Source organism: Plantibacter cousiniae (nom. nud.), assembly GCF_977070315.1.
In genome coordinates, this window is record NZ_CDRVEU010000006.1 from 29,878 (window position 1) to 42,586 (window position 12,709).

Genomic DNA, 12,709 nt, shown 5'->3' on the forward strand with positions numbered 1-12,709 from the left:
CTCCTCGCCATCAGGGGCAAACCACCACGGCCTGAGCGTCAGCGCTTTCCTTCGCGGTCGCGGAAACCCAGCAGATACAGCACGCCATCGAGTCCCAGCGTCGAAATGGCCTGTTTGGCCGATTGCTTGACCAGTGGCTTGGCACGGAACGCTACACCCAGCCCGGCAATCGCCAGCATCGGCAGGTCATTGGCACCGTCGCCGACCGCGATGGTCTGCTCCAGGCTCAACCCTTCCTTGTGAGCCAGTTCGCGCAACAGGTCGGCCTTGCGCTGCGCATTGACAATCGGCTCGACCGCTACGCCGGTGACCTTGCCGTCAACCACTTCCAGTTCATTGGCAAAGACGTAATCGATGCCCAGCTTTGCTTGCAACTGCTTGGCGAAATAGGTGAAGCCACCCGACAGAATCGCCGTCTTGTAACCCAGCCGCTTGAGCTCGGAGAACAGCGTTTCAGCGCCTTCGGTCAAGCGCAGAGACGCGCCGATTTCATCCAGCACGCTCACATCGAGCCCCTTTAGCAGGGCCAGACGCTCTTTGAAGCTTTCGCTGAAATCCAGTTCGCCGCGCATGGCACGCTCGGTAATCTCGGAAACCTGCTCGCCGACGCCTGCTGCCTTGGCCAGTTCATCGATGACTTCGGCCTCGATGAGGGTCGAATCCATGTCGAACACCGCCAGGCGCCGGTTACGACGGAACAGCGAATCCTGCTGGAACGCGATATCGACGTTGAGATCCTGGGCAACCGCGAGAAATTCGGCCTGCATGGCTTTCGGGTCGGCAGGCTCGCCGCGCACGGTGAACTCGATGCAGCCCTTGCCTTTGTCGGCCGGGGTGTCGAGCGGCATACGACCGGACAACCGATCGATCTGATCGATATTCAGCCCGTACTTGGCAGTAATGGCGCTGACGCACTGCAATTGCTCGGCCGTGACCTTACGGGTCAGCAGCGTAACGATGTGACGCGCCTTGCCCTGGCCTTCGACCCAGTGTTGATAGTCGGTTTCGGACACCGCAGTGAAACGGACTTGCTGATCCAGTTCGTAGGCGGTGAACAGGATGTCCTTGAGCACCGAGGATCCCTGCACCGTATCCGGAATTTCAACCAGGATGCCGAACGACAGGGTGTCGTGGATCACCGCCTGACCAATATCGAGAATGTTCACGCCACCCTGGGCGAGGACGCCGGTGATGGCTGCAGTGAGACCGGGACGGTCGACACCAGTGATGTTAATCAGGACGATTTCGCGCAAGGCGCACCCCCGCAGTGGAAAAAAACCGCATTCTAACCACATTCAGTGACCACCGGGCACAGGCAGCGCTTTGCCGCCACTGGGTCGCTCGTTATACTGCGCGACAACTTCACCGAAAGAGCCGTGCTCTGTGAACCGGCCCACGCCCGTTAAAACCGATAATTTCTTCCTGCTCATCTTTCGTGCCCTGCGTCATCGCCGTGTACCGATCGCTTTGCGCATTGCCAGCCATAACGTGATCCTGGTCGCTTTGGCGCTGGTGATCTACGCCGGTGTCATGGGCCTGCAGTTCAAGCAGGCCATGCATGAACAGGCCGATGCGCTGGGGCAGGCCCTGACCACCCAGACCGCCACCTCGGCTACCGAGCTGTTGGTGTCCAACGACATCCTCAGTCTCAACGTGCTGCTGGGCAATCTGGTCAAGAACCCGCTGGTAGCGCATGCCGCTATCTACAGTGTGGATAACCGCATCCTCGCGGAGGCCGGCCAGCGTCCGAAAAACGGTCTGCTGGGGGAAGCTCAGGGTCTGTATGAAATCAAGATCACGTTCCAGGACGTGATGGCGGGCCATCTGCGCATCAGCCTCGACATGTCGCAGTTCCAGCAGCCGATGACCATCAGCCTGCAGAGCATGGGCATTCTGGCCGGTATCCTGCTGGCCCTGGCGCTGGCGCTGAGCCTGCGTCTTGGCCGCCACATCTCCACGCCACTGATGCAGATGCGTATCTGGCTGCGGGATATTGACCCGTATACACCAGCCACTGATCGCCAGGATGAAATCGGCGATCTGGCGCGCCAGCTGCGCACCTCGTTCGCGCCGCCGGTGCCGGAGCCAGAACCGCTGCCCGAGCCCGAGTATGACGGCGAGGAAGACGACAGCGAAGATCCTTATCTGGAGCCGGAAGAGAAGCCCGCACCAAAGGTTTCGGCACGCAGCAGCGAAGCAAAACCGCGCCTGCCGGCACCACCGGTGCAGCGCCGCATCGTTGCCGAGGAAGATGAAGACGACGATGAGGAGGATCCGTTCGCCGATCTGCGCGACCACTCGGACAACTCGCCAGCCGTTCGCCCGGCGGCTGCCTCGGTAGCGCCGGTCGAACCGCACAACAGTGCAGTGCTGGCCGTGCAACTGGGCGCGCAGGATCAATTGCGCCGCCTGCCGCGCGCACGCCTGACCGAATTGCTGCAACGCTACCGCGACTGCCTCGATCAGGCCGCCTCGCTGTATGAAAGCGAGCTGCACACGCTGAATGACGGCAGCACGCTGATGCTGTTCCACAGCCACGAAAGCGGTGATGACTACCTGACCAACGCGATCTGCTGCGGTGAGCTGTTACGCGCACTCAGCCATGCCTTGCAGATCGAGGTGGCCGACAGCGGCATCACCTTGCAACTGCAACTGGGCCTGACGCTGGGCGAAGGCTTGAGCGGTCTGAGCCAGATCGATCTGTTGCTGACCGAAACCGCGCAGGATGCACTGGCGCTGTCTCAGCACAGCCGCAACCTGCTGCTGGTCGAACGCCGCATCAACGACGACCCGTTGATCCGTCAACGCGCCCGCATCCGCCCGATCGCCAGCCCTGAAGGTGCCTGCTGCGTAGAACGCCTGATGGAGCCTTACCCTTCGATGCTCGAACGCCAGTTGGCGCGCATGCACGAATCCAACAAGGCCTGATTTTCTCCTCCGCTCACTCTCCTCTCGTGCCCATGCTCTGCATGGGCACGCCGTTCTGGGATCTCGACGTCCGATCCTGACCGACCTGGTCCGGCGCAATCAGGTGACGCAGAGCGTCACGACCTGCATTCCCACGCGGAGCGTGAGGAACGATAGGTGCCCGCAAGACCACCATCGTACCCCTGCGCCAGCGCAGGCATGCCGTTCCGGAGCGTAAGGCGCGATAGGCGTCCGCAAGACCACCATCGTGCCCATGCTCCAGCGTGGGCATGCCGTTCTGGACGCTCTGCGTCCTATCCTGACTGTGCAGCGCGTCAGGAACGCCGGAGTGTGAGAACCAGATGAGCGCCCAACAAAAAGCCCGCATCGCTGCGGGCTTTTTGTTGGGCCGACCCTAGAAGCGGAACACTTCAAGATCGGTGCGTATAGGGGACGCCAGTGGAATTCTTGGCTTGTCCGGCTCTTTGGCCTTGGCGACAGGCGTTTTTTTCGGCTCGTCGAGCGCCTGCCAGGAAATCGGTTTGATCGCAGTGCTGACCTGATCAGCCAGGCGCTGCAACAGCACGCCCTGAGCCTTGACCTGATCGGCAGAGCTGCCGGCATGGACTTGTTCCAGGTGCACCAGCCGGCTGTCCCGGACGTGACCCTTGCGGTCCAGAAGTCGCCATTGCGCGTCCAGTACCGCGGGCTGTTTGGCACCGGAGTCCAGGCGGGTGATGGACAGCACGACCTGAACATCGGGCGTGAAGCTGGCCGTCGCAGGCGCCATGACGACGCGCTGGCTGTCCAGCTTCCAGGCCAGCTGACGCAAGAGCAACTGGTCGATATCCGAAGACAGGTTGCCCGCCCAGCGCCCATCGGACGAAGCGGTCAAGGTGCCGTCAGGCTGGCGTTGCAGCAGTGTTTCGCGTTGCAGATAGTCGGCCACCGAAACAGGACCCAGCAATACTGCCAGACCACTACTCTGTTTCGGCTGACCAGGCTCACCACTATCGAGCTGATAAAGCGCGGTCGGCTGGCGCACACTGCAACCAGCCAGACCCAGAACGCCAGTCATCAGCAGGATCAAGGGAAGGCGTAGAAAATTCATCATCCCATCCAGGTGGCCGTCCAGAGACAGGCCACAGTATTAGTACTTTCAAGACCCATGCAGGCACTGAGCCACGCATGCACCCCAAGACCCCATATCATCCGTGAATATGCACCATGACTCCAGCGATTATGCATCGTACTTCATGGCAAAACGAAGAACCTTGGTGCCAGATCAATGTTTTCAGCTATTTTCCACCAATAATGCATCGACCCTCTGGAAGCCCCTTGGCAGTTTATTGCCACGTCTGCCACGCTCGCCCTTGTAATGTTCGAGGTCTTCAGGTTTCAGCGACAGCGTTCGTTTGCCCGCCTGAAGTACCAGCGTAGCGCCTTGCCCGATCACCGCAAGATCAGTCACATACTCTTCACGGCTGGCTACTCGCTCGCCCGGAATACCGATGATCTTGTTGCCCTTGCCTTTGCCCAACTGCGGCAGATCGCTGATCTTGAACACCAGCAGACGGCCTTCGGTGGTTACGGCTGCCAGCCAGTTCTGCTCACGATCAGGCACAGGGCGAGGCAGGATGACTTTCGCCCCGGCCGGCAGGCTCAGCAGCGCCTTACCCGCCTTGTTCTTGGCTTGCAGGTCTTCGCCTTTGACGACAAAACCATAACCGGCATCCGACGCGATCACGTACAGCGCATCGTCTTCCGGCAACAATACGCACTCGAAGGTCGCACCCGGTGGCGGTTGCAGCTTGCCCGTCAGTGGCTCGCCCTGGCCTCGCGCGGAGGGCAGGGTGTGGGCGGCAACCGAATAGCTGCGCCCGGTCGAGTCGATGAACACGGCGAACTGATTGGAGCGGCCAATGGACGAGGTCTTGAAACCGTCCCCGGCTTTATAGGAAAGCCCGGTCGCATCGATGTCGTGCCCCTTGGCACAGCGTACCCAGCCTTTTTCCGACAGGACGACAGTCACCGGCTCGGTGGGCATTAGTTCATTTTCAGACAGCGCCTTGGCTTCGGCACGGGCAACGATGGGCGAACGACGGTCGTCGCCATAGGTTTCAGCGTCGGCAATCAGTTCGGCACGCACCAGCTTGCGCAGCTTGGACTCGCTGCTCAGCAGCGCCAGAAGCTTGGCCTGCTCTTTGCGCAAGGCATCCTGCTCGCTGCGCAGCTTCATCTCTTCCAGACGCGCCAACTGACGCAAACGGGTGTCGAGGATGTAATCGGCCTGAATTTCCGACAGATCGAAACGCGCGATCAGCTCCGCCTTCGGGTGCTCGGCGGTACGGATGATGTGAATCACTTCATCGAGGTTCAGGTACGCCGTGAGCAAACCGTCCAACAGGTGCAGACGGTGCTCGACCTTGTCCAGACGGAATTGCAGACGGCGACGCACCGTACCGATACGGAACGTCAGCCATTCGCCGAGCAATGTCTTGAGGTTTTTGAGCTGCGGCTTGCCATCCAGGCCGATGATGTTGATGTTCACCCGGTAACTGGATTCCAGCTCGGTGGTCGCGAACAGATGCTGCATCAGTTCGTCCAGCTCAACCCGGTTGGAGCGCGGGATGATCACGATACGGCAAGGGTTCTCGTGGTCCGACTCATCGCGCAGGTCGGCAACCATCGGCAGCTTCTTGGCCTGCATCTGCGCGGCGATCTGTTCCAGCACCTTGGCACCGGATACCTGATGCGGCAGTGAAGTGACGATAATGTCGCCATCTTCGATGCGGTAAACCGCGCGCATACGCACCGAGCCACGCCCGGTCTCGTAGATTTTCAGCAGGTCGGCACGCGGCGTGATGATTTCCGCTTCGGTCGGATAGTCCGGCCCCAGAATGTGCTCGCACAGCTCGGGAACCGTGGCCTTGGGATCGTCCAGCAGACGAACGCAGGCACTGGCGACTTCGCGCAGGTTATGCGGCGGCACATCGGTGGCCATACCAACGGCGATGCCGGTGGTGCCATTGAGCAGGATGTTCGGCAAACGTGCCGGCAACACCGCAGGTTCATCCAGGGTGCCGTCGAAGTTCGGCACCCAGTCAGCAGTGCCTTGGCCCAGCTCGCTGAGCAGGACTTCCGAGTAACGCGACAGGCGCGCCTCGGTGTAGCGCATGGCCGCAAAGGATTTGGGATCATCCGGCGCACCCCAGTTGCCCTGCCCGTCTACCAGCGTGTAGCGGTAGCTGAACGGCTGCGCCATCAGCACCATCGCCTCGTAACAGGCCGAGTCACCGTGCGGGTGGAACTTGCCGAGCACATCGCCGACGGTACGCGCCGACTTCTTGTGCTTGGCGTCGGCACCCAGGCCCAGTTCGCTCATCGCGTAGATGATACGTCGCTGAACAGGCTTCAGGCCGTCACCGATATGCGGCAAGGCACGGTCCATGATCACGTACATGGAGTAGTTGAGGTAGGCCTGTTCGGTGAAGTCAGCCAATGATCGGCGTTCTACACCATCCAGGCTGAGGTCAAGGGAGTCGCTCATGCGGGCCTCATCATTTCGTTGACTGGCGCAGCAGCAAATTGCCGCCACGCTGTGTGAATTCGAGTTGTTTCATTGCGCTCATACCGAGCAGCACCTGCTCACCGTCCAGGCCGGGTGCCACCAGGGCACGCACATTGGTCAGGACGATATCGCCCAGTTGCAAGCGCTCAAGCGTGGTCCGAAAACCCTGACTGGTGCCATTGGCCGTGCTGACCGTGACCGGATAGCCACGTTTGAGCCCCAGGCGGTCAGCCATGTCACCGGGTACGGCCACATCGGTCGCCCCGGTGTCGATCATGAATTCCACTGTCCGGCCGTTGATCTGGCCGGTCGTGACGAAGTGCCCCTGACGATTGCCTGCCAGCTGCACCTCTATATAGCCGTCACCGTGTTGCGAGGTGACCACGGTGTTGGGGTTCTGCTGCCGGTCTTCCCAATCGCCGAAAAAGCGCGTCGCGAGAAACAGACCGGCCGCCCAGGCCACGATCATCAACACCTTGCCGGCGCGCTTGCCGGGCTGCACGTCGCTCATTGCCCAGCACTCCAGCCCGCCTCAGGTGCAGCGAAGCGCCAGACGATCGGGCGTTTCTCACCGTCGGCGCGTGCACCGAAGTTATTGTCGATGCCGATCCATGCGCCCTTCTCGTCGACCACCAGTGCCTCGGTCAGGCCGTAGGGTTGATCGTAACGACGCGACGGCACCATCGCCTCTTTGGCGAACGACCAGCAACGCTCGACCTGCCCTGTCTCAAGATCACGCCGACAGATGCGGTACACCGCGCGTTCCAGCGTGAACAGCTTGCCGTTGTACAGCGACACATCGGAAAAATCCGTGGACACCTTTTTGCTGCCCTGCTCCGGCGGCAACGCGTCCAGACCGGACTCGGACAGCAGCACGCAGCTTTGCCCGCAGGTCCACTGCTGCTTGTCGCGTTGCACCACCAGCAAGCCACGCTTCTCGCGTTCGGCCGCCAGCCAGAGACGGTCGCCCGCAGGACTCACGGCAATCCCTTCGAAAATCGCGTTGAAGCGCTGCAACATGCCCTGAGCGCGCGCCTGATCCACCAGCGCTTGCGGCAAATCCAGCCAGACCGGTTTACCGCTGACCGGAACCTTGAGCACCGTGCCGTAGGCCTCGCTGACCAGGTAGCGATTGCCAGCGGCGTCACAGCTGACACCTTCGAAATCCAGACTGCCACCGCGTATCAGCGCGGAAAGACCCGCCATGAAACGCAACTTCAACGGCAGATAGCTTTGTGGCGCAGGTGCGTCAATGTGATGTGACTGAGCCTTCCAGATGTCTTGCGACACATCCAGGCTGTACAGCACATCATCGTCACGGTCGGACACGGTCCACAGTTGGCCGTTGCACATCGCCAGACCTGACAGATTGCCACCGGCCATATCGTCTACCGGGTGCTCGGATTGCAGCTTCAGGGCCTCGAGTGGCGCAGCGACAACCGGCGTGGCAACCAGGATCAGGGCGGCGAGCCAGGCTCGTATCAAGTCAGAACCTCGGCAAGGTTGCCCTTCGACTCGAGCCAGGACTTGCGATCACCTGCACGCTTCTTCGCCAGCAGCATGTCCATCATTTCCGAGGTGGCCGCGAAATCATCCAGCGTGAGTTGCACCAGACGACGCGTGTTCGGGTCCATGGTGGTTTCGCGCAACTGCGGCGGGTTCATCTCACCCAGGCCCTTGAATCGGGTGACCTGCGGCTTGCCACGTTTCTTTTCAGCGACCAGACGGTCCAGAATCCCGTCACGCTCGGCTTCGTCCAGCGCGTAGTAGATTTCCTTGCCCAGGTCGATCCGGTACAGCGGCGGCATGGCGACATACACATGCCCGGCGTCGACCAGCAGGCGGAAGTGCTGCACAAACAACGCACACAGCAGCGTTGCAATGTGCAGACCGTCCGAGTCAGCGTCCGCCAGGATGCAGATCTTGCCGTAACGCAACTGGCTGATATCGGCTGCGCCCGGGTCAACCCCGATGGCCACGGCAATGTTGTGGACTTCCTGACTGGCAAGCACTTCGCCGCCGTCCACTTCCCAGGTGTTGAGGATTTTGCCGCGCAGCGGCAGGATCGCCTGGAATTCCTTGTCGCGCGCCTGTTTGGCGGAACCGCCGGCAGAATCACCCTCGACCAGAAACAGTTCGGAGCGCGCCGGGTCCTGCCCGGCACAGTCGGCCAGCTTGCCCGGCAACGCCGGCCCTTGAGTGATGCGCTTGCGCTCGACCTTTTTGCTCGCCTTGAGGCGCCGACCGGCGTTGTTGATCGCCAGATCGGCCAGTTGCAACCCCAGTTCGGAGTGCGTGTTGAGCCACAGGCTGAATGCGTCCTTGACCACACCGGAGACGAAGGCCGCCGCTTCACGGGACGACAGACGTTCTTTGGTCTGCCCGGAGAACTGCGGCTCCTGCATTTTCATCGACAGGACGAAGGCAATGCGTTCCCAGACGTCTTCCGGGGCCAGCTTCACGCCACGCGGTAACAGGTTGCGGAACTCGCAGAACTCGCGCATGGCATCCAGCAGGCCCTGGCGCAAGCCGTTCACGTGGGTGCCGCCCTGCGCAGTCGGGATCAGGTTGACGTAACTTTCCTGAACGCTGTCGCCCCCTTCGGGCAGCCAGAGCAGCGCCCAGTCGACCGCTTCCTTGTTACCGGTGAAGCTGCCGCAGAACGGCTCGTCCGGCAGGCGCAGGAATTCGGTGACCGAGTCCTGCAGGTAGGAGCGCAGGCCATCTTCGTAATGCCACTCGACTTTCTCGCCGCTGGATTTGTCTTCGAAGCTGACCAGCAGGCCCGGGCACAGAACCGCCTTGGCCTTGAGCACATGCTTGAGACGGCTGACGGAAAACTTCGGCGTATCGAAATACTTCGGATCGGGGGCGAAATAGACGCTGGTCCCGGTGTTGCGCTTGCCGACAGTGCCGACGACCGCCAGCTCGGTGGCCTTGTAGCCGTCAGCGAAGGTCATTTCATATTCGTTGCCATCACGCTTGACCCGCACCCGAACCTGGGTGGACAGCGCGTTGACGACGGAAATGCCCACGCCGTGCAGGCCGCCGGAGAACTGATAGTTCTTGTTGGAGAACTTGCCGCCTGCGTGAAGCTTGGTGAGGATCAGCTCGACGCCGGACACGCCTTCTTCCGGGTGTATGTCCACCGGCATGCCGCGGCCGTCGTCCGACACTTCGAGCGAATTGTCGGCATGAAGGATGACCTGTACCGAACGCGCGTGACCGGCCAAGGCTTCGTCGACGCTGTTGTCGATGACTTCCTGAGCCAGGTGGTTGGGCCGCGAGGTGTCGGTGTACATGCCCGGACGTTTGCGAACCGGATCGAGGCCCGAGAGGACTTCGATGGCGTCTGCGTTATAAGAGCTAGCGCTGGGATTGGCCATGGGTTCTCGTTATCAATCTTTCATGGAATTTCGGGGGTTCAATGTTCTTGCATTCATGTGACCGGGCATCCATCACCTGCCGCACTTACAGCGCCGACAGGTCGATCTTCTGCAACAGATCGGGAGCAAATCCGGCAAACGTCAGCAGTGCCGGCATGCGCTCGGCAAAGCCCTGAAAACTGTGGTCGCCGCCCGCCTGAATGCGCAAGGCACAGGCCCGGTAAAACTTCTCGGCGCGACGATAATCGAGCGTCTCGTCACCGGTCTGCAGCCACACCTGAAACTGCTGCGGGTCCTGCGGCGCGGGTACTTCCAGCTCGGCCAGCGCCCGAATATGGTCTTCGGTCAACTGCCACTGCTCGCCGGTGTACAGGTTCTGTTGCACGCCGAGAAACCCGTCGAACAGCTGATGCGGATTGACTGCCGGGTTGATCAGCACCGCCTTGAGGCCGTGCCGCTGCGCCAAATGAGTCGCATAGTAGCCGCCGAGGGAGCTGCCGACCAGTAATGGCCGTCCCAGCGCCGTGATAGCCGCTTCAAGCTGGAGCATGGCCTGGCGCGGATGGTGATGCAGTTCAGGGACTTGCAGACGATCAGCCAGACCCAGAGACTTCATCAGCGCACTCAACTGACAGGCCTTTCTCGACAGGGCCGAGCTGTTCAAGCCATGGATGTATAGCAGTGAAGGTGTGTCGCTCGTCACGCTGTCGCTCCCGAGTGCAAGGCAAAGCCGTGTAGTTTACAGGGACTTACGCTACAACACCTCACCGGAAACGTATCCGCCAGACCAATCAATAACCGGTGCCGCCGTAATCGACCTCGAACTCCAGGCCGACCACTCGGGAAACAGCCGTTTCCAGCCGCCCGTCGTCATGCAGTCGTAGCCAGCGATAGCCCGGCGCCGTGGTGTCGACCTTGAAATCCACGCTGCCCGGGGCGAACTGAATGCAGGTCGAAGGCGACGCCAGCAGGCGCACGCCGTTACGCATCTGATCGAATTCCTGATGCACATGGCCCCACAGTATGGCGCGAACCTGCGGAAAACGATCGAGCACGTCAAACAACGCATCGGCATTGCGCAAGCCGATCGGCGCCATCCACTCACAACCAATCGCCACCGGGTGATGGTGCAGGCAGATCAGGTGATGCCGCTCAGGCGCTTCGCTCAGCGACTGCTCCAGCAACTGCAATTGCGTAGCCGCGAGAAAACCAGGCACCGAACCGGGCACTGCCGAATCCAGCAGCGTCACCCGCCACTGGCCGATATCCACCACTGGGTCGAGCAACCCATTAGGCTGCGCAACCTGCTCCATCTGCGGCAGTTCGTCGTGATTACCGGCGAACCAGCGCGCAGGCGCGTCGATCCGCCCGCTTATCCGACGAAACGCTTCGTAAGACTCGACACTGCCGTCCTGCGAGATATCGCCGCTGGCGACCACAAGATCAATGTGCGGCTGCTCGGCCAGCACCTGATCAACGACTTTTTCCAGACTGTCCCGCGTGCTCATGCCCAACAACGCCTCGTCCGCCTCGGCGAACAGGTGACTGTCGGATATCTGCACCAGCAAAACTGACGATGAAAGGGCTGCGCTCGGCAAGACCGTCTCCCAGAGAGGATTCAGCGCGATTATGTGATGTGGCAACGGGCGGGTAAACCGGGAAAGTGCGTGCAGACGAGCATTTGGTCACATTTGCTGATTCACGGTCCTGGGTGGCAAGAACCATCAGTGTATCGGGGGGCGATCAGCGCACCGCTTCAAACTCATGCCCACACGCCAGGCAGTGGCTCAGCCATTCACCGAGAAACAGGTTGAGCTGGGCCTTTTCGTCTGGTTGGTGCATGTCGGCGTTGGGGTAGGGATAGATGCCCCGGAAGCGCCGCGCATGTTCGGCGCCGATGACTTCGGCCATGCGGGCGTCGTGGTAGACCTGTACTTCGAGCTTGGGCACCGGCAGCCAAGGCAGGCTGTGCTCCTGGCAGACCTGCAAGGTGGTGGTGTACGGGCAGTCAAGCAACACTTCGACTGCCAGCACGCCCAGCATCTGATCACCCTGGGTAACGGCGACGCGGCGGGAGCGCTGTTCGTTGCGCATGTCGGGCAGCAGGCGCATCAGGCGCGCGTAGTTGGCCTCGCACGCAGCCTGCAGTCCGGCAAGATCGACACGGTAGCGTTCGCGCACTGGATTCACGACCATAAACCCCTTATCTCTGCACGATTCAGCGCCAGCCATTGCAAGGCGATGATCGTTGATGCGTTCTTGATTGTTCCGTCTTTCATCGCCTGCAATGCGTCATCGAATGACCAGACTGTTACCCGGATGTCTTCACCTTCGGCCTCAAGCCCGTGCAATCCGCCCGCCCCTTCACTGCTGCAACGCCCCAGAAACAGGTGAACGAACTCGTCGCTGCCACCCGGCGAGGGAAAGTATTTGGTGATTGGCCACAATGCCTCGAACTTCAGCCCAGCTTCCTCTTCTGCCTCGCGATGAGCAACTTCTTCCGGCTGTTCATCCTTGTCGATCAGACCTGCGACCAGCTCGATCAGCCAGGGGTTGTTGGTCTTTTTCATGGCGCCTACGCGGAACTGCTCGATGAGCACGACTTCGTCACGTTTGGCGTCATAAGGCAGCACGCAGACGGCGTCGTGGCGAACGAACAGTTCGCGGCTGATTTCCTTGCTCATCCCGCCCGCGAACAATTCGTGGCGCACATGCAGCTTGTCCAGCTTATAGAAGCCCTTGAAGCAGTTTTCACGCTTTATGGTTTCAAAAGCGCTTGGTGCAGATCGTGTGGTCTGGGTCATGGGTTTCTCGCTTGCCGCCGTTTTTGACATCGGGCCATCCT

The 12,709-nt window shown here is 60.8% G+C and carries 11 protein-coding genes; 1 reads left to right on the top strand and 10 read right to left on the bottom strand.

Translation table 11 applies throughout. The annotated features are described in order from the left end of the window. Positions 1 to 38 precede the first annotated feature (38 nt). Positions 39 to 1,253 carry a phosphoserine phosphatase SerB gene (gene serB / locus ACW55A_RS13260; RefSeq protein WP_003431946.1) on the bottom strand — a complete coding sequence of 405 codons (1,215 nt, stop codon included), beginning with the start codon at positions 1,251 to 1,253 and terminating at the stop codon, positions 39 to 41. 130 nt (positions 1,254 to 1,383) lie between these two features. On the opposite strand from serB, the gene ACW55A_RS13265 reads away from it, so the two are divergent. Next, positions 1,384 to 2,928: a HAMP domain-containing protein gene (locus ACW55A_RS13265; protein ID WP_003431947.1), complete on the top strand. Its 1,545-nt coding sequence runs from the start codon at positions 1,384 to 1,386 to the stop codon at positions 2,926 to 2,928. Positions 2,929 to 3,322: 394 nt separating this feature from the next. Here ACW55A_RS13265 and ACW55A_RS13270 read toward each other — a convergent pair whose 3' ends face one another. The 9 genes from ACW55A_RS13270 to ACW55A_RS13310 all read right to left on the bottom strand — a co-directional run bounded on the left by ACW55A_RS13270 (position 3,323) and on the right by ACW55A_RS13310 (position 12,668). Further along, entirely contained in the window at positions 3,323 to 4,018 is a 696-nt protein-coding gene (locus tag ACW55A_RS13270; RefSeq protein ID WP_024661443.1) for a PqiC family protein, read from the bottom strand. Between the two features lie 183 nt (positions 4,019 to 4,201). Beyond that, positions 4,202 to 6,457, bottom strand: a complete 2,256-nt coding sequence (parC, locus tag ACW55A_RS13275; RefSeq protein ID WP_010439406.1) for a DNA topoisomerase IV subunit A — start codon at positions 6,455 to 6,457, stop codon at positions 4,202 to 4,204. A gap of 10 nt (positions 6,458 to 6,467) precedes the next feature. Next, positions 6,468 to 6,989: a retropepsin-like aspartic protease family protein gene (locus tag ACW55A_RS13280; protein ID WP_455808234.1), complete on the bottom strand. Its 522-nt coding sequence runs from the start codon at positions 6,987 to 6,989 to the stop codon at positions 6,468 to 6,470. Further along, on the bottom strand, positions 6,986 to 7,963 hold the full coding sequence (locus ACW55A_RS13285) for an esterase-like activity of phytase family protein (protein ID WP_455808235.1): 978 nt from the start codon (positions 7,961 to 7,963) through the stop codon (positions 6,986 to 6,988). The genes ACW55A_RS13280 and ACW55A_RS13285 overlap by 4 nt, the downstream gene beginning before the upstream one ends. Then, positions 7,960 to 9,864, bottom strand: coding sequence for a DNA topoisomerase IV subunit B (gene parE / locus ACW55A_RS13290; protein ID WP_498811326.1), 1,905 nt, complete (start codon positions 9,862 to 9,864; stop codon positions 7,960 to 7,962). Before parE ends, ACW55A_RS13285 begins: the two co-directional genes overlap by 4 nt. Before the next feature lie 85 nt (positions 9,865 to 9,949). Continuing rightward, positions 9,950 to 10,567 carry a YqiA/YcfP family alpha/beta fold hydrolase gene (locus ACW55A_RS13295; protein WP_003366268.1) on the bottom strand — a complete coding sequence of 206 codons (618 nt, stop codon included), beginning with the start codon at positions 10,565 to 10,567 and terminating at the stop codon, positions 9,950 to 9,952. Positions 10,568 to 10,655: 88 nt separating this feature from the next. Beyond that, entirely contained in the window at positions 10,656 to 11,462 is an 807-nt protein-coding gene (cpdA, locus tag ACW55A_RS13300; RefSeq protein WP_080336584.1) for a 3',5'-cyclic-AMP phosphodiesterase, read from the bottom strand. Between the two features lie 145 nt (positions 11,463 to 11,607). Continuing rightward, positions 11,608 to 12,054: a DUF1249 domain-containing protein gene (locus tag ACW55A_RS13305; protein WP_498811327.1), complete on the bottom strand. Its 447-nt coding sequence runs from the start codon at positions 12,052 to 12,054 to the stop codon at positions 11,608 to 11,610. After that, entirely contained in the window at positions 12,051 to 12,668 is a 618-nt protein-coding gene (locus ACW55A_RS13310) for an NUDIX domain-containing protein (protein ID WP_003366260.1), read from the bottom strand. The genes ACW55A_RS13305 and ACW55A_RS13310 overlap by 4 nt, the downstream gene beginning before the upstream one ends. Positions 12,669 to 12,709: the final 41 nt, after the last annotated feature.

Bases quoted from the DNA above. Each gene is read 5' to 3' on its own strand.
- ACW55A_RS13270 (WP_024661443.1), bottom strand. From the start codon at position 4,018: ATGAATTTTCTACGCCTTCCCTTGATCCTGCTGATGACTGGCGTTCTG.
- parC (WP_010439406.1), bottom strand. From the start codon at position 6,457: ATGAGCGACTCCCTTGACCTCAGCCTGGATGGTGTAGAACGCCGATCA.
- ACW55A_RS13280 (WP_455808234.1), bottom strand. From the start codon at position 6,989: ATGAGCGACGTGCAGCCCGGCAAGCGCGCCGGCAAGGTGTTGATGATC.
- parE (WP_498811326.1), bottom strand. From the start codon at position 9,864: ATGGCCAATCCCAGCGCTAGCTCTTATAACGCAGACGCCATCGAAGTC.
- ACW55A_RS13310 (WP_003366260.1), bottom strand. From the start codon at position 12,668: ATGACCCAGACCACACGATCTGCACCAAGCGCTTTTGAAACCATAAAG.